Origin of the sequence: Amycolatopsis lexingtonensis, from assembly GCF_014873755.1 — a bacterium.
Classification (GTDB): Bacteria; Actinomycetota; Actinomycetes; order Mycobacteriales; family Pseudonocardiaceae; genus Amycolatopsis; species Amycolatopsis lexingtonensis.
In genome coordinates this window covers 1964064-1983771 of the sequence record NZ_JADBEG010000001.1, presented here as the reverse complement: position 1 = coordinate 1983771, position 19708 = coordinate 1964064, and the positions used below count along the sequence as shown (strand labels likewise).

Sequence of the window (19708 nt, the reverse complement as noted above, 5' to 3'; positions counted from 1 at the left end):
AGCTTCGCGCCGAACAGAGAAGTTGTCAAGAACTCTCGTCTTGTCGGTAGCCGGCGTTCACCAAAGCGACCACCCGTGGCAGCACCTGCGGCGCCGCTTCCAGGGGGACGACGTGCCCGACGCCCGGCAGCACCACGGCGGTCCCGTCGTCGAGCCCGCCGGCCCACTGCTCGACGTCGGAGGCCCGCACGATCCGGTCCCGCTCCCCCACGATCGCCGTCACCGGCACGCCGCTCACCTGCGCCAGCGCCGCCTCACGCGCGTAGGCGTCCAGCGCCGGGCGGAAGAGCGAGACGGTGTGCGGCCAGTTGCCGCGGATCATCTTCACGGTCAGCTCGACCAGCTCCGGGTCCGGGTCGTCGCCGAAGAGCCACCAGCGCAGACCCGCGCTGACCGCCCGGCTGGTGTGCTCGCGCACGACGCCGAACAGCTTCGAGCCGAGCACCGCTTCGAGGTCGCGCGCCAGCTTCCCCAGCGCGTTGGGCCAGGCCGCCGACACCTCGGTGGCCAGCGTCCCCGACGACGTCGCCAGCAGCACCAGGCCGGACACCCGCGCGGCGAACAGCTGCGGGTGCCGCTGGGACAGCGACATGATCGCCAGGCCGCCCATGTCGTGGCCGACGAGCACCACCCGGCCCTCCGGCACTTCGCGCTCGAGAAGCTCGGCGAGGTCGTCGCCGAGCTGCGCCATGGTCGCGGTGCCGCGCCGCGCCCGCCCCGAACCGCCGTGGCCGCGCTGGTCGTAGGTCAGCACGGCCACCGGTCCGTCGGCCGCGTCCGGGACCAGCGGCGCGATCCGGCCCCAGCTGCGCTGGTCGAGCGCGTAGCCGTGGACGAACACCACGGTCACCGGCGCGGCCGGGTCGCCCCTGCGGATGACCTGCAGGGACGTACCGTCGGCGAGCGCGAAACCGGTCATCAGGACGTGCGCAGGAACCGGTCCAGCACGCGGGTGCCGAACTTCAGGGCCTCGACCGGGACCCGCTCGTCGACGCCGTGGAAGAGCGCCGAGAAGTCGAGGTCCGCGGGCAGCTTCAGCGGCGCGAAGCCGAAGTTGCGGATGCCGAGCTGCTGGAACGACTTGGCGTCGGTGCCGCCGGAGAGCATGTACGGCAGCGTCTTCGCGCCCGGGTCCTCGGCCAGCACGGCGGCGGTCATCGCGTCGACGAGCGCGCCGTCGAACGTCGTCTCGACCGGCGGGAGCTCCATCCACTCCTTCTCGATGTCCGGCCCGAGCAGCTCGTCGAGCTCGCGGTCGAAGGCTTCGAGCCGGCCGGGCAGGATCCGGCAGTCGACCGCGGCTTCGGCGACCGACGGGATGACGTTCGACTTGTACCCGGCGGTCAGCATGGTCGGGTTGGCGGTGTCGCGCAGGGTCGCACCGATCATCCGGGAGATGTTGCCCAGCTTGGCGACCGAGCCTTCGAGGTCGTCCTCCGGGAAGTCCCAGCCGGTGATCTCGGTGACGCCGGCGAGGAACTCCTTCACGGAGTCGGTGAGCACCAGCGGGAAGCGGTGGTTGCCGAGCTTGGCGACGGCCTCGGCGAGCTTGGTGACCGCGTTGTCGCGGTGGATCATGGAGCCGTGCCCGGCGGTGCCGCGCACGCGCAGCTTCATCCAGCGGATGCCCTTCTCCGCCGTCTCGATCAGGTACGCGCGGACGTCGTCCTTGAGCGTGATCGAGAAGCCGCCCACCTCGCTGATCGCCTCGGTGACGCCCTCGAACAGCTCGGGCCGGTTCTCGACCAGCCACTGCGCGCCGTACTTCCCGCCGGCCTCCTCGTCGGCGAGGAAGGCGAAGACGAGGTCGCGCGGCGGCACGATGCCGTTCAGCTTGTAGTGCCGGGCCAGCGCGAGCGCCATCCCGCACATGTCCTTCATGTCGACCGCGCCGCGGCCCCAGACGTAGTCGTCCTGGATCGCGCCGGAGAACGGGTGGACCGACCACTCCGACGGGTCCGCGGGGACGGCGTCGAGGTGCCCGTGGATCAGCAGCCCACCCCGGGACCGGTCCGCGCCTTCGAGCCGGACGATCACGTTGTGCCGGTTCTTCCCGCCCGACTCGACGTAGGTGATCTCGTAGCCGGCGTCGGTCAGCTTCTCCGCGACGTACTCGGCCGCCGCCCGCTCGCCGACCAGCGTGTCGGGGTCCCCGGTGTTGGTCGTGTCGATGCGGATGAGCTCGCTGGTCAGCGTGACGGCCTCGGCCGCGGCGGCTTCGATGGTGTTCGGTTCGGTCACCGGCCATTCCTATCACCCGGATGGCCGGAAGCGCTGGCTGCACACCCGCTGAGACGCTCGCGGGCCCGGCGGAGACGCCAACCCACGACGGCGCGCATCGACCGCACACGAGGAACGGCAGCTGCCGCAGGTCGGGCCTCATGTCACGGACTCGTCGGCGGTGGCGGGCGCCACCGCCGACGAGTCCCGCGAGGGCGGCTTTCCTCATGGGACGATCTTCGGGTTGTGGGTCAGGTGGCGAAGACCGGTGTGCCGTTGATCGTGCGGTAGACGAAGAACGTCGTCTGGCCGCTGCCGTTGTCGATCGTCGCGAACGTCGGGTCGGTTCCCGCGGCCGGCGCGGGCTGTTCCGTCTGCGCGAACGTCCAGTCCTTGAACACGCCCGTGCCCTGCCCGGTTTCCACCGCCTTGTAGATGATCCCGTCCCCGGCGCGGGCGAGCACGACGGTCAGGCCGCTCACCGGGTCGAGCATCGCCGCCGGGTTCCCCGGGGATACGAACGTTCCCAGCGGCTCCCACGCCTGCGGAAACGTCCCCGAGGTGTCTTGCAGCTTGGTCACGACCGTGCCGTCCGCGGCGTGGGCGAAGACCCGCAACCGGTATCCGGGGTAGAGCACGACCGCGGGCACGCCCGTCCCGTCACCACCGAGGTCGGTCCAGGCGGACAGCGACCCGTCGGTGCGGAACGTGGCCGTCGTGATGGTGCCGGTCGTGGTGCGGAGGAACAGCTGAACACCGTCGCGAACCGTGGTCAACACGGGGGTTCCGGTCAGCCCCGCCCCGCCGAGGTCGCGCCAGAACGGAACCGCGCCGGTCTGCGCGTACGTCCACAGTTTGCCGTCCGCGTCGACGCCGAACTGGGTGGTGACGCCGCTACTGAGCTGAACGGTCGCCGGGGGCGCGGCCGTCGAGCCGCCGATGTCGGTGAACGACGTCCAGCTGGCGGCCTTCGGGGCGGTCTGCGCGCTCGTCCACACATCGCCGCCGTCGGCGTACTGCGCGGACACCTGGACCGTTCCATCCGGACGCGCGACCAGCGACGGCTGGCCGGTGAACGCCTCGTTTCCGGAGATCGGCGCGAACTGGACGCAGCAGAAGTTGTCCAGCTGCGTCTGGTGGCCGATCACGACCCGGCCGATGTTGTCGACGTACGCGTACTCGACGGTCCCCGCGCCCTGCCCGGGCACCGAGGCCGCCTGGACGACGCTGACCGGGGTGTTCTGCGCGACCGGGAGGGTCGGGAGCGGGTCGGCGAACCAGCCCTCCTGATCGACGTAGATGAACGTCGCGGACGTGCTTTCGTTCTGCACCCTGATCTTGCCGTCGGTACCGGGTTTGATGATCGCCGAGGACCGCTGGTGGCCGTTCGCCGGGTGCTGGGTGATCGCCGTGGCGGGCTGGGCGGTGCCGGACGGCCACGCGTGCAAGGTGGCGTGCGCGGGGCCGTAGGCCTCGAAGCTCAACGCGGCCCCGGCGACACCCCGGGTGGGCATCCCGCTCGTCCCGCCGACAACGACGTCGACAGTGGCACCGGCGGCGACCGACTGGCCGAAGAGGCGGTTGACGGCCGGCCGGAAACCGGCGCCGGCGTTCGGCGTCCTGGTGAAGTACGCCATGGTGTCGATGACGAGGTCGATGGATGCGGTACCGCCGTTGGTGAAGGTCACCTGCCCGCCCGTGCCCAGCTGGATCACCCCGCCTGACGAGGTGTCCATGCCCTTGCCGTAGTTGGCGAGAACGACGCCCTTCGCGTTGCCGACGGGCGTGGCCGAGAGGTATCCCGCAGCCGTGGTTTCGGGCACGGTGACGTGCGCCTGGATCGCCGTGGCATCCGCCGGTACACCACCGGCGGTGAGATTCACCGTGATGGTGCCCTTCGGGGGAATCTTGGCCTTGTCCGTGCCGGTACCCCTGGTCGTGTCCACCGCCCGGACCTGTGTCACCGGTACCAGACCGCCGGACGTGCCGCTCGGCGCGCTGGTGAAGTAGCCCTGCACCTCGACGTAGACGTGGGTGGTGCCAGCGTTATTGTAGACGTCCAGTTTCCCGTTCGCGCCCGGCTGGACGAACGCGAAGTTCGAAAGCGACTGCGTGGCCGGGAAGTTGAGCGCCGCCGGACCTGGCCGCGCGGTGCCGGTCGGATACACCTTGAGGTAGCTCTCGGCGGACGGCGTGAACGCCGCGACCCGCAGCACGAGACCGCTGACCCCGGATGCCGGGATCCCGTTCACGCCGAGTGCCTGGAACGTCGTCACGCTCGCCGCGCCACGGACACCCGCCGTGGCGCCCACCCCGGTGCGGGTGTCGAGGACGATCTTCGACGAGGTGAAGGGGACGTAGTCGCCGCCCTTGCCCGCCGCGTCCGCGTGCGCCGCCTGGGGGGCCACCAGGGTGGCTGCCGTGGCGAGCACGGCGACCGCCACGGTCATCAGTCTGGATCTGAGCATCGGATACCTTTCGGATTTCTTCGTCACCACGAACCCTGCCCCGGCAACGGTGCACAGCTCCGGCACTTCCATAGGACCTTGCTGTCACCGATTCCCACGGTCAAGTCGGCCGGGCCAGTCGACATCGGACTCAACGGGGCGCCGACGCCTACTCCCATCTCGATGGACCAGACCGGATCGTCGTCACCGAGGGATCTCGTCAACCCGACCGCGGGCCCGAACGGCCCTCGAATACCCCTGCTAACGCCCAAGCTGAGACCGGGTCCGGTCGCGCCGCTGTCAACCTCGTCGCGACTCAAGTCCCCTTTGAACCATCCCTGACGAAATCCTGCGCCCACCGCGGGAGTTCCGATGACCTCTCCTGTGGACACCGACAGCTGGCCGTTCCGAGTCAGGGTCAGACCCGCTGAAGGACCGTGAATCATCGAAGGGAGGATGACCGACGCATCGACTGTCATGTAGTCCGGTGACGAGTCCGTGCCCTTGTACAGGTCGGTCAGAACGCGGGGATCTCCGTTGGCAACAGCACCGATGGTCCAGGCCGACCGCCAGCCGCAGTCGAGCCAACTGTGGCACCACGCAGACTCTGGCTGCCGCATCGACTCGGCCACCTTGGGCGCTATCCAGGAGGCCAGCTCCGCCGACGCGGTGACAGAGCCCCAGTACGCCTCGCCCTGCCCCTCGAACATCGCCACCACGGTCTTCCACACAAGGCTGTCGCGCAGGTTCTCGGCGGATTTGACGGTGTCTTTGACCACGTTCGTGATCGGGAGCTTGGGCTGGATGATCACGCTCGCCGCCCCCGTGACCAGCTGGCCACCGAGCCACACGATCGCACCGATCGGGTTGTTCGGGCGCATGAAAACCGTCTTGGCGGTCTTCTCGATGGCGGCCAGGGCCGTTGTGGTGATCTTGTGATCCGCGATCTTCTTCGCCACCTCGCGCGCCTTCTGCTGAGCGTGCACCCTGGCCTTCCGGAGCGCGTCGGATATCTTGTGCTTCTTCTTCTCGACGTAGCTCCAGAGCTGCTTGGCCTTCTGCTTGACGTATCCACCCGGATCACGGACGAATTCGCGGAACTCGTTGACGCCTTTTTTGATGGAGTTGCGCACCTTCGTGCCGATCGACTTCAGGCCGTTCCACACCGTGCCGAGGGCTTGCTTGCCCCTGTTGTACAGCTCCTCGCCACCCCTGTAGGTCGTCCTGACGACGTTGGCGACCGCCGAAACGCCCTGCACGACAGCGTTGCCGATCTGCTTGGCGTCGTTTTTCAGGCAGCTCAGCTTCAGGCACGGCCAGTTCCCGTCCGGATCCACGTAGTTCAGCGGATTCGCCGCTCCGTACGCGTACCTGTTGGCCAAGACCGAGTCACCGCTCGTGTAGGTCGCCTGGTCCCGCGACTGGAACAGCCCGGTCGACGGGTCGTACCACCGCGCGCCCATGGCGACGTTGCCGGTGTCCGGATCGGCCCAATCACCTTGGTAGCCCAGAGACCCGTCATCGCCCTGAGCCGCCGCGACCTGACCGAACGGGTCGTACGTCGTCGAATCCGGCAGCGCGGCGAGGGGGTCGCCGGCTCCGAACCCGCCGACGACGTCCCCGTGTTCGTCCGCGACGACCAGGCTGTCGCCGACCGCCAGCGGATCACCGTCCGGGTCGCGAGCGATCTTCTCGGCCCCGGCGCCCACCGGGGTGTCATCGGTGCCCGCGTACGTGAACTTCGTGCCACCACGGGAAACCAGCCGGTCGAGGTCGTCGTAGGCGTACGTCGTCGAACCGTCGGCAATCTTGTGGTCGAACGCGTCGAAGCCGTACGTCCGCGCACCGGCGCTGTTCAAGGTTCCCCGTGCGCTGTACGCGTAGTTGACATCCCCAGTGGCCGTCAGCCGGTTGCGGGCGTCGTAGGTCGACGTCTTGCCACCAGCGGCGACACGGTTACCGGACGCGTCCCAGCCGTAGGTGACCGTCCCGCTCGGCGTCGCCCACGAGGTCAGGCGGCCGGCCTGGTCGTAGCCGTAGGTGTTGCTGCCCGAGCCCGCGAAACCGCTGGTCGTCTTGCTCGTGAGGTTGTCGTTGTCGTCGTAGCCGTAATCGATCGCGGCGACATTCTGCCCGGTGCCGTTGCGCAGCACGTCGGTGTCAGTACGGCCGAGGTCGTCGTAGGTGAACGTACGGGTGCGCCCACCGCCGTAGCCGATGGTGGACTCGCGGCCGGTCGCGTCGTAGCCGAGGGTTTCGGTGACCTGCGTCAACCCGTCGGTCGTGCTGCTGAGGCGTCCGTTGGTGTAGGCGAACGTCGCCGTGCCCGCCGCGTCCGTCCGCGCGGTGAGGTTGCCGTCGACGTCGTACGCGAGGTCGGCGCTTCCCGACGGGCCACGGGCGGTCAGCGGCTGGCCGCGGTCGTTGTACGTGAACGTGTTGTCACCCGCGGAAGTGATCCGGTTCACGGCGTCGTACGCCCGGTTCTGCGTGGCTGTCGGCGTCGCCGCGCCGGTCCCGGTCCGCTGGGTGACGCGTCCGGCCGCGTCGTACGCCGTGGTCGTCGCCACACCACCGGGGATGATCGTCCGCACCTGGGCTCCTGCCGCGTCGTAGCCGGCTGTCCAGGTTCGGTCGGCGGCAGCCGGATAGGCTGGTGTCGGCGGCTCGATCACCGATTCGGGCAAGCCGAGGACGTTGTAGGTGAAGTACGTCGAGTTGCCACGGCCGTCGGTGTACCGCGTCCGCCGGTCTGCCGCGTCGTAGCCGAACGAGGTGGTGATCGACGAACCCGCGGCGACCGGTTCGGTCTGGGTGGTCAGCCGGTTCGCCGCATCGAACTCGAAGGTCGTGACCGCACCCTTCGCGTCGGTCGCGGACGTCGGATTGCCTGCTGCGTCGTAGGTCTGGCGCTGGATGCGAGCCGTGGTGCCGTCCGGCCGGAGGTTCGACGTGGCGACCACGCGCCCGATCCGGTCGTAGCTGGTCTGGCTGGTCCTCCCGGCCGCGTCGCTCTGCCGGACCGCGCGCCCGGACTTGTCGTAGCCGTACTGGGTGGTGACCCCGCTCGCGTCGGTCTGGCGGATCAGCTGTCCGAGGGTGTCGAAGGTGTTCCGCGCGGTCGCGCCGGACGGCTGGGCGGTCGCCGTGACGGCGCCGCGGTCGTCGTAGGTCAGTCGCGTGGTCAGGTTGTCCAGCCGCGGGAAGCGTTCCACCTGAGTCGACGTGATCGGGCGGTCGAGGTCGTCGTACGTCGCCTCGGTCCGACCGCCCAGCGGGTCTGTTGTGGACAGTCGCTGACCCGTTCTGGTGTAGGTGGCGCGCCAGACGGCCCGGTCGGTGTTGTTCGCCAACGGCTTGTCGCTGCTCACCTGCCGGTTCAGCTGGTCGTAGCCGAACCGCTGCGCGTTGCCGAGCGGGTCGGTGACCTCCACGACGTTGCCGAGGCCGTCGTACGACGTGCGGAGGACCGGTGTGATCGCGGTCGACGCTCCCGGCGGCGTGTACGCGGGCTTGGTCTGCGTGACCACGCGACCGAGCCTGTCGTAGGCCGTGCGGAAGACCGAACCGGCCTCGTCCTTGATCGCCACGGGTTCGCCGAACGTGTCGTACCCGGTCGTCGCGACCGGTCGCACTGTCGCCGCCGCGCCGCCGTTCTCGACGTTCACCGGAGCGCCGGTCACGACGGTCCGCCGGCCGAATTCGTCGTAGGTGTAGTTCGTCGTGTACGCGGCCGGGTCCGCGCCGGTCACGTTGCCGCGCGGGTCGGTGTCGGCGACGAGGTTGCCACGCTGGTCGTAGGCGGACGTGCTGACCAGCGTCGTGTCGCCCGTGGAGGTGGTCTGCCTGACCGCGTTGCCGCTGTCGTCGTAGGTGAGATCGACGACCTCGGCGTCCTGGGACATCGACCACGGCACGTTCGACGCCTTGCCGTTCCGGCTGGTGCGGGTGACGTTCCCGGTGGCGTCGTAGGTGTACGTAGTCGTCCGGGCCAGACCCGTCGGGTCCTCAGTGGACGTCAGGATGTTGCCGACCCGGTCGTAGGTGGCCGTGACGGTCGACGCGCCGTTGTCAGTGACCTGCTTGACCGCGTTGCCGGCGCCGTCGTAGGTGACGTCCGAGAGGACGTAGTCACGGGTCGAACCGTCGAGGTCGTGGAAGTTCTTCAACACCGCTTTCCGCAGCTTGTCGTCGCCGGTGTAGAGGTACTCGGTGCGACGGCCCATCGCGTCGGTGTCGCTGACCTTGCGGCCGGCGTAGTCGTACGAATACGAGTGCAGTACCAGGTAGTCGCCGGTCAGGCCGCCATTCGTGTCACCCGTGTACGCCCGCAGCCTGATCTCCGCGAGCATGTTCCTCGCGGTGTAGGCGAAGTCGTACCGGTTCCCGTTGGCGTCCACAGTGGATACCCGGTTGCCGGACCGGTCGTAGGTGGACGTGGTCTCGTTGCCCTCGGGGTCGACGACCCTGATGGCCCGCCCGCTCTCGTCGTACTCGGTCTTCACGGTGCGCGTGGCGTCGCCGCCGAGCAGGTCCGCGTCGTCGACTTGGGTGTCGTTGCCGTCGACGTCGTAGGTCGTGACCGTGCGGCGCTGGTGCCGGGTGCCGTCGACGGCGTTCGTGGTCACCGGCCCGGTGACGCTGACCGGCCGGGACAAGGCGTCGTACGCCGTCGTGGTGGTCACCCCGGCGGGGAACGTGTCGGTCACCTCCGTCTCGGTCACCTGCCGGCCGAGCGCGTCGTACGTGTAGTTGGTCACCATCCCCGACGGTTCGGTGACCTTCGCCAGGTCGCCGTTCGCGTAGTAGCCGAACCTCGTCACCTTGCCGCGCGCGTCCGTGCTGGTCAGCGGGAGTGCCGCGGGCACGATCCCGCCGCCGACGGCGGCCTCCGCGCCGACTGTGTAGGTGGATCGGACGACGTTGCCGTCCGGTGTGGTCTGGCTGCTCAGGTTCCCGGAGGACGAGTAGGTGTAGCTCGTCCGGTACGTGGTGTCGGTGGCGCTCGCCGAGCGGCCGTCGCGGGTTTCGAGCGGCAGGTCGTTGCGTGGGTCGGACGGGTCCGGCGCGGTCGCCGGGTACGTGGTGTAGCTGGTTTGGCAGACGCCGGCCGACTGGCACGTCTTCGTCGACACCGGGTGACCCTGGCCGTCGTACGTCATGGTGATGGAGTCGCCGTTCTCGTTGGTGGCGACGGTGAGGTTGCCGGCCTTGTCGTACTGGTAGGTGCGGATCGCCAGGCCCCCGGTCGGTTGCGTGACGAACACCGGCCCGCCGGCGTCCCCGGGGATCACCGTGCAGAACTGTGGATCGGCCGGATCGGGTTTCTCGCACTTGTCGACCGGTGTCGGCGGTGGCGGGACCGGGCCACCGGGCCGGTCCTCGTCGCGGATCTCCAGCGCCAGTGGCAGGCCGGAACGCAGGAGCACCCCGGTGAGGGCGTCGTACTCGTGGAGGTTCGGGCGATTGGTCGGGTCGAGGACCTGCACGGTCCGGCGCAAGTCGGTGTCGTCGCCGAACACGAGCGGCGCGCCGATCTTCCACGTGCCGCCGTCGCGGTCGGTATACGTCGCCACGCGGTCGAGCGCGGTGTCGTAGGTGGCGGCCGCCGCCTGGGCACCGCTCGGCATCGCGATCTTGGTGAGCTGGTCGGCCGCGCCGGTCCCGTACCGGTAGTGCGCGGAGACGGCGGCGGCACCGAGTGGGTGCGCGTAGACGGCGACCTCGTCGATCGCGCCGGCGAAGAACTGCTTTCCGGCGTTCCCCCACGCCGGCCACGTCCCGGTGGCATACGCGGCACCGATCTGGTTGAACGTCAACAGTGAGTGGTCGACGGTGACGCCGGTAGCCTGCGCTGCCTGTACGCCGTCGAGGTACAGCGTCTGGGTCGTCCCCATCGACGACAGCACGGCGTGGTGCCACCGGCCGTCGTTGACCGTGCCCGGCGACGCCAGCGGTGCGATGGTCGTCGCGCCGAACTGGCCGTGCAGCTTGCCGTCGGTGCCGAGGTAGAGGATCGGGACTCCCCGGCCCGGCACGGTGTCGAACGCCTTGTCCTGGTAGCCGAGCAGCGGGCCGCCGGTGCCGGTCGGGTTCGCCTTGAACCACAGCTCCACCGCGCTGTCCCGGCTCTTCTTGAGCGTGCCCTTCGGCAGATCGAGCCGGGAGGACGTGCCGTTGAACGTGACCGCGGTCCCGGCCGACCCCGCCACCGCGCCGGGCGTACCCAGGGTGACGGTGGTGTAGGTGCCGGCGTCCTTGCCGAGGTTGATGGCCACGTCACTGCCTGCCGCCGTGCCTTGGCCTTCGCCGAGCCGCCAATAGGAATCGGGCCGGTCGTCGAGCACCGCCGTGCGGTAGTGGGAACCGGGGGCGTACGTGTACCGGGTGCAGCTGTTGTCCGGCGCGCACACCGACGTGAGCACATCCCCGGTGTAGGTGTACTTCCAGGTTGTGTTGAGGTCCGTCGTGACCGTGGTGACATGCGCGCCCGTCCACGTGAACCGCAGCGCGCGACCGGCCGTGTTGGTCTGGCTGGTGGAAACCTGGGCTTTGGCGAGCATGCCGTCGGTGTTGTTGTAAGTCAGCACGAGGGCGCGGCCCGCGTTGTCGGTGATGCGGGTGAGCCGTCCGCTGGACGAGAACGCGTACACCGTGCCGGAGCGATCGTCGAGCGTCCAGCCACCTGAGACCGGGGCCAGTACGGCCGTCCGCCCGGACGCGGTCGCGTACGTGCCGTCGGGATTGCGGCCGTACCTCACGGACTGGCCGTCCGCGTACGTGACGACGACGTTGCCCGAGCCGTCGTCGTCGGGCACCAGCCGCATGTCGAACCGGCTGGTCCAGCCGGCGCCGAACAGGCCGTTCCGGCGCGGGTCGGCGCTGTTGTAGGTGCGCGCGACCGACAGTTCGGGGCCGACGGTCGCGGCCGACGCGTCCACCGCCGCGGTCGTCACGTTCCCGGACTGCCCGTCGAAGTCCTGGTCGTCCGCGCTCTTCGAGGCTCCCGCGAAGTGCGAGGTGATCTCGGGCTGAGGTACCTCGGTGAGCACCGTCGACCGCGGCGAGGTCACCTCGTTGCCGGCATCCTTGACGAACACGCGCCACAGGTACGACTTGGCCCACGACAGCTTCCCGGCGGGCGGTGACCACGCCTGCGAATTCTGGTAGCCGGAGTCGAAGCAGTTCACCGGGTTCCCGGCGTCGTTCGCCTCGCACAGCTCGAACTTGAACGACAACGAGCTGCCCGGCGGCGCGTCGATGTCCAGCGCCCGGCCCCACAGCGTCGGCGTCAGGGTCGGCGCGTGATACCCATTGGGTGGATAGAGTTCCTGCACCACTGGCGCGATGTCGATGATCTGCAGGCTCAGCCGCAGTGGTGACACCAGGTGGTCGGTGAAGAAGACACCTCCCGGACCGACCATGGAGAAGTCCAGGAAGTACGTGCCGGGCGGCAACGACTTGATGGTCGCGTCCAGGGTCACGCTCGCGCCCCGCGCGATGGTGCCGGGCAGGCTCGCGGACCGCTGCTGGCCGACGGCGGCGCCGGTCGTCGCGTTGTAGGCACGGTAAGCGAGGTAATACTGCTCAGGCGTCCACGCCGCGGCGCCGCGGTTGGTGACGGTGAACTTGACACGACCGTCCTGGTTCTGCAGCACCGGCGGGTCCGGCACCGGTTTCGGCATGGCATAGGTCGCGTTGTACGGGCTGTGCGTGACGTAGAGCCGAGGCGGGTTGTCGGTCGCGGTCCCGGTGAGCTTTTTGCCGCTCAACGGGTCCGAGACGTCCCCACGCAATGAGAGACCGTAGTTCGGGGTGGTGCCGTTCACCCAACCCTGCACGAGGTTGACGCCGGCGAGGCCGAGATCGATCAGCTCGGCCGCCGGCGGACAGGCAGAACTGGAGTGTCCTTCCTCGACGAACCCGTGCGCGAACGACTTCGACCCGAGTGCCGCGCCGACAGCCGGTCCCGGGTAGGAGTAACTGCCGGTGGACGTCCATGCCTGGGTCACCGGGTGCACGGTCACCGGCCGGGCCCGGCATGAGTTCGCGAAGTAGTTCCCGACCATCAGCTGGGCGCCGTAGATCGACTCGAACTTGAGGCTGTCGACCAGGCGGCCGAACGCGACGTAGGACGCCGTCGACGCGCCGTCGAGCTTGCCGACCTGGAGTTCTGCCTTGCCTTCCGCCGAGCCGGAGCCGCGCACGTACATGGCGCCGTCGGCGGCGTCCGAATTGAGCGGCGGTCCGACGGTCGGGTCGACCTCCACCGGGTACTTGCGGGCAGGATCGGCCAGCCAGCCCCGATCCACTGTCACGCGCAGCGCGCCATCGACGAGTTCGTAGCCGACGGCGGTCGAACGCACTCCGGCCGCGTCGGTGAGGTCGCCGCGCGGGATGACCGCACGGGCGGTTCCGGCGGCGTCGGTGAAGACCACTTCGCCGTCGGCCAAGGCCGCCGTGAGCCCGCTGAGCCGCAGCGGGAACGTGAACGTGTTGTCGGCCGGGTTACGTTGGAGAGCAAGGGTTTCTTTCACCCCGCCGGGCTGGACCGCCAACCGCATGTCGACGCCCGGCCGGACGCCCGCGTAGGTGACCGTCGATCCCTGCACGGTGCCGCCCACCGGTGCGGCACCGATGAGCCCGTAGGCGAGCGAGTGTCCGCCCTCGACCCCCACCCGGACCAGTTCAGGGTGGTCGGCGCGCGCGGCGAACTCGAGCGCGACGGCGTTGGTGGTGTTGCGCCAGCCACCGTCGGTGCCCGGCACCACGGTCGTGTCGATCGGCTGCCAGGTTCCGTCGGCGCCGCGATAGTGAACCGGCGTCGTCGACAACTCCGTGGTCTCGGTGCCGTCGGTGTTCGCGTAAACTTTCTTGAATGCGTCCCGTGCGGCCAGTACTTCCGTGCTGGCAGCGCGGTTGAAGCCGGTATGCGCCCCACTGGGCCCCAGCTCCGCCGAAGCGGCGTTGGGCGGCTCGGCTATCGCCGGCAACCGGGGGTAGCGGCCGCGTTCCGTCGTCGGCAGGGTTCGGTTGACCGCCCCGTCGGCCAGATGTGAAAGCCCCGCAGCGGTGCCCCACCGCTGTCCCGGCGCTGCGGCGGTCCGGTACCCGTCCGGGCTGTGGCCCAGCCGAGCGTCCGCACCGATGCCGCCGAGCAACACCGCGACCAGGCCGAGCGCCACTGCGCGTATCAGCTTGGATCTGCGGACACGGCCAGCACGAAGTCCCCTCGTCACACGGTTCCCCTCACCTCAACGCCCTCACCGCGGCTGGATCGTGGCAGCGTCCTCCCCCGCTACCGCGCCCATTTTTTTCAGTTGACGTGATGCCTTCGTCAGTAGACTGTAGAAGACAGCCAGTGTCAACTGGCGCGAATCCAGCGGCCGTTTCTCCTTCGCAGGGGTTGATGCCGACAGTTATGATGGCGGCCATGTCCGGGCACGTTGGAGCGCTGGCCGCGCGGGTCGATCATCTGTTTCGCACCGTGCGCGCGAGCGACGGTGGTGAGTACACCTTCGAGGAGGTCGCCGAGGCCATCAAGGCCAGAGGCGGGCCGACGATCTCGGCGAGCTACGTGTGGCAGCTGCGCAAGGGGCAGCGAGACAATCCGACAAAACGTCACCTGGAGGCGTTGGCCGAGTTCTTCGGCGTGCCGCCCGCCTACTTCTTCGACGACGCCGCGGCTGCGCGGATCGACGCCGAGCTGGCGCTGTTGACCGCGTTGCGGAACACGCCGGTGCGGCAGATCGCTTTACGCGCCACCGGGTTGTCCGAGAAGAGTCTTGCAACGATCGCCGACATGGTCGAGCGGGTCCGGGAGCTGGAGGGGTTACCCGAGTCGGACGGCAGACCGTGAGCCTGCGCAGGCGATGTGCCGGGCGACTCCGGGGGCTGGAGATTCCCGTACCGTTCGACCTCGACGTGCTGACCGAGCGGATCGCCGCCCGGCGTGGACGGCCGATCAAGCTGGTGCCGATGCCGGGCCTTACCGGCGTCTGCGGTTTGTGGGTCGCCACCGAGTCCGTCGACCTGATCTTCTACGAACTCGAGACAACTCCTCCCCATCGGGAGCACATCATCCTGCACGAGCTGGCACACGTGCTGTGCGACCACTACCCGGTCTCGTTCAGTCTGGCAGAGCAGGCGAAACCACTACTGCCCAACCTCGATCCGACGCTGGTGGAACGTGTACTGGGTCGTGGCGGATACTCGACGGACGAGGAACGCGAGGCAGAGATGCTGGCGACGCTGATCCGCCACCGTGCCCGCACCGACGCGACCCTGACAGACCGGCTGCGCAACGCCTTGGACGGCTTCCATGGGTGAACTGCTGGTCCGCTACGTCCCGCCGTGCGTCGCATGGCTGCTGTTGTTCGGCTGGCGTGGGCGCGACGTCGAGGTCCGCCGGTTGCTGCTGGGCCTGGCACTATCGCTCACCGTGCTGACTCCGGCAGGTCAACAGACGATCACCTGGTTGAGTGGTTCGGTCAACCTGCCCTGGCTGTCGGGGCACGCGTGCATGGTTCTCGTGGCGTGGTCGGCACAGGACGTCATGGCCCAGCTGAATGGCCTGCCGCGCAGTCGCTGGAACGTGTGGTGGGCGGTGGGCATGCTCGCGTTGATGTTCCTTCTGTACACGTTGAGCCCGGACTTGCGGCCGCAATCGCCTTGGGTGTTCGAATACTGGGTCGTCTACGTGCTCACGCTGACGCCGGCGTTCGGCAACGTGATCCGCCTCTGCCTGCGCCACGCACGCAACACCGCAGATCGTGCCATGAGGGTGGGTCTGCACCTGGTCGTCGGCGGCACGGCGCTGGCCCTGGTCTATCTCGTGAACAAGGTCGTGCTCATTGCGTCTGGGCGGTTCGCGTTCGACTACGAGCTGGGGCACCTGTTCGTGGTCAGCGCGGTGGCACCCAACACCGCATATCTTCTCGTGCTGCTCGGTGTCGCCGTTCCCGCGGTAGCCGGATGGCGGCGCCGATACCAGCAGTACCTGCGGCTGCAGCCTTTGTGGCACGCGCTGTACGAGGCGAATCCGGCCATCGCGCTGACTCAGCGAGTCGGGTTCTGGAACATGCGCATGCGGCTTTATCGACGAGTGATAGAGATCCGCGACGGCCTGCTCGAACTGCAACCCTACCGAGACGCGGACGTCGCCGACGCATCACGCGCGGGCGCCACCAGCGAAACGGCAGTCGAGGCCGCGGTGATCACCGCGGCCATCGCCGCCCGCGCCAAAACCGCTTCGCCTGCGCGGACGGAAAAACCTGTCACCGGCGGGCTCGACCTCGACAGCGACACCATGTACCTGTGTGACGTCGCGGACGCGTTCCGCCTCGAACGCAGTTCTCACTGAGGCGCCTCGAACATCAGTTTCGCGCGCCTACTTCGGCGCCACACGCGCCCAACGCGAAGCGATCATCGCGGCTTTCGATCTCTGACGGTTCCGCTAGCTGGGGAACTGCACCTCCCGCCCTCCGAACCGGCGGCGGCCGCCGCCGTGTTCACCACGACCAGGTGGCTGCTGGAGTCCAGGCGGGTCTCCTTGCCCGAAACTCCCCCACCGCTGCCCTGGAAGCAGTAATACGTATCACTCCCTTGACCTCACCCCGGCCCCATGCCACCGTCGCGGCACACTTCGACGACGAAGGAGCGGCCATGACCCTCACCCGCCGCGGCCTGCTGGCCGGCACCGCCGCGCTCGGCGCGGCCGCGTTCCTGCCCGGGACCGCCTCCGCGGCACCGGCCGGGTTCCCGGACTACCGGTACCAGCGCCTGGCCCTCGTGAAGAGCAAGCTGCGCTACAACCCCACCGGCGAGCTGATCTTCCCCTGCGTCCGCGGGACCAAGGGCCGCATCCCGGGCGCGCTCGGCGCGTACTACCTCTACTACGCCCCGCACGACGCGCCCGGCGGGATCTGCCTGGCGTACGCGAACTCCCTCGACGAGGAGTTCACCGAGTACGCCGCCAACCCGATCATCAAGAACTCCTGGCCGGGCGAGTACTCGGTCAGTCACGTCTCCTCGCCGCACGCCCTGTGGAACGACGACGTCCAGCGGGTCTACCTGTACTTCCACGGCGAGAACACCGTGACCCGGCTGGCCAGCTCGGCCGACGGCATCCACTTCACCTACGAGAAGGAAGTCCTCTCGACGCGGCTGCAGCCCGCGGGCACCACCGAGACGTCCTACGCCCGGGTGTTCCGCCACGACCTGCCGGCGAAGAACGCCCGGTACGTCATGGTCTTCATGCTCAACAACACCACCAACCACCGAGACATCGGCTGGGGCTGGTCGCCCGACGCGCTGAACTGGACGTTCTCGCAGACTCCCCTCGTGCGCCACACCGACGTCGGCGCCTCGGACATCGGCGGCCCGCACCTGCTCTTCCGGAACGACAGCACGTACGTCGTCTACAACACCGACATCGCCCACGGCGGGCAGCTGATGATCACCGAGGTCGGCAACGACTTCTCGAAGCGCGTCCACCTCGGGGTGTTCCACTCACCGCTTTCCGGCGCCCCGGACAACGGGCGCTGCGCGGCACCGAGCTTCGGCACCTACCAGGGCCGGGAGTACATGATCTACGAGGCCGGCGCGCGGCTCGCCGGGAACATCGCCATCGCCCGCGCCGTCTGACCCCGGTGGCAGGATGCGGCCATGCCCTCGTTGCCCCTCGACGGCGTCACCGTCGTGTCCTGCGAACAAGCGGTCGCCGCGCCGCTGGCCACCCGGCACCTGGCCGACCTCGGCGCGCGGGTGCTCAAGATCGAGCGGGCGGGCAGCGGCGACTTCGCTCGCGCCTACGACGAAACCGTGCACGGCCTGTCCAGCCACTTCGTCTGGCTCAACCGGTCGAAGGAGAGCATCACGCTCGACCTCAAGAGCGACGCCGCGGGTGAAGTCATGGCGGCCCTGCTGGACCGGGCCGACGTCTTCGTGCAGAACTTCGCCCCAGGCGTCGCCGAGCGGCTCGGCCTCGGCGCGGCGGCCGTCCGCGCGTCGCGGCCGCGGCTGATCACGTGCTCGGTGTCGGGGTACGGCTCGAGCGGGCCTTACCGCGACGCGAAGGCGTACGACCTGCTCATCCAGTCCGAAGCCGGGCTGGTTTCGGTGACCGGGTCGGAGACCGAGCCGGCCAAGAGCGGCATCCCGGCCGCGGACATCGGGGCCGGGATGTACGCCTTTTCCGGGATCCTGTCCGCGCTCTACGACCGGGAGCGCACCGGGCAGGGCACCGAGCTGGAGGTCAGCCTGTTCGACTCGCTGGTCGAGTGGATGGGCTTTCCGCTCTACTACGCGGGTTACGGCGGGACGCCGCCCCCGCGGACCGGCACCAGCCACCCGGCGATCGCGCCCTACGGCACCTTCGCCGCCGGGGACGGGACGGAGCTGGTGCTGGCCGTGCAGAACGACCGCGAGTGGGCGGCGTTCTGCGAGCACGCGGTCGAGCGCCCGGAGTGGGTGACCGACGAGCGGTTCGCGACCGGCAGCGCCCGCGTCGCGAACCGGCCCGTGCTGGAGCGGGAGATCGACGCGATCTTCGCCGGGCTGACCGGTACTGAGCTCGAGGCGCGACTGACGGCGGGCCGGATCGCGCACGCCCGCCGCCGCGAGCTGCCCGACGTCCTGGCGCACCCGCAGCTGACGGCACGCGACCGGTTCGCGGAGGTGGCGACCCCGGCCGGGCCGATCCGGGCCACGCTGCCGCCGATCACCGTCCCCGGCCGGGCGCCGCGGATGGACCCGGTCCCGGACGTGGGCGAGCACACCGACGCCGTGCTGGCCGAGTTCGGTTTCGACGTGGAAGCGTTGCGGCGTCAGGGAGCCGTGTAGCGCATCGCGATCTTGTGCTCGCGGGGACGGCCGGTCACGACGAAACCCAGCCGCTCGTAGAACGCGCGGGCGCGCGGAGCACGACGTCCCGGCCGCGTGAGGCCGCTCTGGTGGCCAGCTCCCGGACGAGGTGCCCGCCGAAGCCGCGGCCCTGGTACGCCGGGACGAGCTCGATCAGGCCGAGGACGACTTCCGTGCCGGCTTCTTCGACGGTCAGCACGCCGGCGTCGCGGCCGTCGACGGTGATCACCCGCGTGTGCGCCACGTCGAAGTTCTGGTCGTGGTAGGCACGCTGCACCGGCTCGTCCCAGCCCCAGATCGCGTCGACGTACTCCCCCGAGCGCGGCGCGGTGCACCTCGAAGCAGAACTCGGCGTCACCCGGCCGGAGCCGGCGCAGCTCGACCTGGTGCGCCACCGGCTTCACTCCCCCAGGATCCGGCGGGCCCTGGCCAGCACCGGCTTGTCCACCATCTTCCCGTCCACAGTGGACACCGAGGCGCCCGCCGTGAAGACCCGGCGGGCCCAGGCGCGTTCGGCTTCCGTGGGCTCGAAGCCCGCCCGGACCGGCGCGATCTGCCGTGGGTGGACGCACAGCTTGCCGCCGAACCCCATCCGGCGCGCGTACCGGACGTCGGCGGCCAGCCGTTCGTCGTCGCGCAGGTCCGTCGTCACGCCGTCCACCGGCGGGGCCAGTCCCGCCGCCGCGGAGGCGATCACCAGCCGCGAACGCGCGTAGGCGAACGGCTCCGGGTCTTCGGGGGCGACGCCCAGTTCCGCCGCCAGGTCGACGCTGCCGAACGCCAGCCGCGTCACCGACGGCACGGCCGCCAGCTCGCCGGCCCGCTCGACGCCCCGCGCGGTTTCGACGAGGGCCACGACTTCGCGGAACCCGGCGAGCACGCCCGGAGTTTCGGCCTTCGGCACGACCACGGGCACGCCGAGCGCCGCCACGAGCGCGGCGTCGGCCTCGAACCACGGGGTGCCCGGGGCGTTGATCCGGACCATCGCGGTGCCACCGCCGTCGAGCCACGTGCCGACCGCCGCGCGGGCGGTGTCCTTGTCCGCCGGGGCGACGGCGTCCTCGAGGTCCAGGAGCACGACGTCGGCGCCGCTGGCCACGGCCTTGCCGAAGCGGTCGGGCCGGTCGCCGGGCACGAACAGGAACGTCGTCGCGGTCATGGTGCCCCGAAGGTATCAA

General features: G+C 69.5%; 11 protein-coding genes. 5 read left to right on the top strand and 6 right to left on the bottom strand.

The window, feature by feature from the left end; translation table 11 throughout:
* Positions 1–25: 25 nt before the first annotated feature.
* The 4 genes from H4696_RS09220 to H4696_RS09205 all read right to left on the bottom strand — a co-directional run bounded on the left by H4696_RS09220 (position 26) and on the right by H4696_RS09205 (position 13852).
* Positions 26–919: an alpha/beta fold hydrolase gene (locus H4696_RS09220; protein WP_086865371.1), complete on the bottom strand. Its 894-nt coding sequence runs from the start codon at positions 917–919 to the stop codon at positions 26–28.
* Complete coding sequence (locus tag H4696_RS09215) at positions 919–2241, bottom strand: M20/M25/M40 family metallo-hydrolase (RefSeq protein WP_086865372.1); 1323 nt, start codon at positions 2239–2241, stop codon at positions 919–921. The genes H4696_RS09220 and H4696_RS09215 overlap by 1 nt, the downstream gene beginning before the upstream one ends.
* A gap of 230 nt (positions 2242–2471) precedes the next feature.
* Entirely contained in the window at positions 2472–4688 is a 2217-nt protein-coding gene (locus H4696_RS09210) for a DUF8189 domain-containing protein (RefSeq protein WP_143265485.1), read from the bottom strand.
* Between the two features lie 23 nt (positions 4689–4711).
* On the bottom strand, positions 4712–13852 hold the full coding sequence (locus H4696_RS09205; RefSeq protein ID WP_192782190.1) for an RHS repeat-associated core domain-containing protein: 9141 nt from the start codon (positions 13850–13852) through the stop codon (positions 4712–4714).
* Between the two features lie 248 nt (positions 13853–14100).
* Between H4696_RS09205 and H4696_RS09200 the strand changes: the two genes are divergently transcribed.
* The 5 genes from H4696_RS09200 (at position 14101) to H4696_RS09180 (ending at position 18509) form a co-directional block, all read left to right on the top strand.
* Positions 14101–14526, top strand: coding sequence for a helix-turn-helix domain-containing protein (locus H4696_RS09200; RefSeq protein ID WP_086864951.1), 426 nt, complete (start codon positions 14101–14103; stop codon positions 14524–14526).
* Positions 14523–14996: a hypothetical protein gene (locus H4696_RS09195; RefSeq protein WP_249027248.1), complete on the top strand. Its 474-nt coding sequence runs from the start codon at positions 14523–14525 to the stop codon at positions 14994–14996. The genes H4696_RS09200 and H4696_RS09195 overlap by 4 nt, the downstream gene beginning before the upstream one ends.
* On the top strand, positions 14989–16029 hold the full coding sequence (locus H4696_RS09190; protein WP_086864948.1) for an MAB_1171c family putative transporter: 1041 nt from the start codon (positions 14989–14991) through the stop codon (positions 16027–16029). The genes H4696_RS09195 and H4696_RS09190 overlap by 8 nt, the downstream gene beginning before the upstream one ends.
* Before the next feature lie 302 nt (positions 16030–16331).
* Positions 16332–17312 carry a glycoside hydrolase family protein gene (locus tag H4696_RS09185; protein WP_086864947.1) on the top strand — a complete coding sequence of 327 codons (981 nt, stop codon included), beginning with the start codon at positions 16332–16334 and terminating at the stop codon, positions 17310–17312.
* Positions 17313–17333: 21 nt separating this feature from the next.
* Positions 17334–18509: a CaiB/BaiF CoA transferase family protein gene (locus H4696_RS09180; protein ID WP_086864946.1), complete on the top strand. Its 1176-nt coding sequence runs from the start codon at positions 17334–17336 to the stop codon at positions 18507–18509.
* 34 nt (positions 18510–18543) lie between these two features.
* Here the strand turns inward: H4696_RS09180 and H4696_RS51180 are convergent, their stop codons facing one another.
* Both H4696_RS51180 and H4696_RS09170 read right to left on the bottom strand, forming a co-directional pair.
* Complete coding sequence (locus H4696_RS51180) at positions 18544–18888, bottom strand: GNAT family N-acetyltransferase (RefSeq protein ID WP_086864945.1); 345 nt, start codon at positions 18886–18888, stop codon at positions 18544–18546.
* A 42-nt stretch (positions 18889–18930) separates the two neighbouring features.
* Positions 18931–19689, bottom strand: coding sequence for an HpcH/HpaI aldolase/citrate lyase family protein (locus H4696_RS09170; RefSeq protein WP_086864944.1), 759 nt, complete (start codon positions 19687–19689; stop codon positions 18931–18933).
* Positions 19690–19708 lie beyond the last annotated feature (19 nt).

Excerpts from the sequence above, each read along its gene's own strand:
- H4696_RS09180 (WP_086864946.1), top strand. The coding sequence starts at position 17,334 with ATGCCCTCGTTGCCCCTCGACGGCGTCACCGTCGTGTCCTGCGAACAA.
- H4696_RS09220 (WP_086865371.1), bottom strand. The coding sequence starts at position 919 with ATGACCGGTTTCGCGCTCGCCGACGGTACGTCCCTGCAGGTCATCCGC.
- H4696_RS09190 (WP_086864948.1), top strand. The coding sequence starts at position 14,989 with ATGGGTGAACTGCTGGTCCGCTACGTCCCGCCGTGCGTCGCATGGCTG.
- H4696_RS09200 (WP_086864951.1), top strand. The coding sequence starts at position 14,101 with ATGTCCGGGCACGTTGGAGCGCTGGCCGCGCGGGTCGATCATCTGTTT.
- H4696_RS09185 (WP_086864947.1), top strand. The coding sequence starts at position 16,332 with ATGACCCTCACCCGCCGCGGCCTGCTGGCCGGCACCGCCGCGCTCGGC.
- H4696_RS09210 (WP_143265485.1), bottom strand. The coding sequence starts at position 4,688 with ATGCTCAGATCCAGACTGATGACCGTGGCGGTCGCCGTGCTCGCCACG.
- H4696_RS09170 (WP_086864944.1), bottom strand. The coding sequence starts at position 19,689 with ATGACCGCGACGACGTTCCTGTTCGTGCCCGGCGACCGGCCCGACCGC.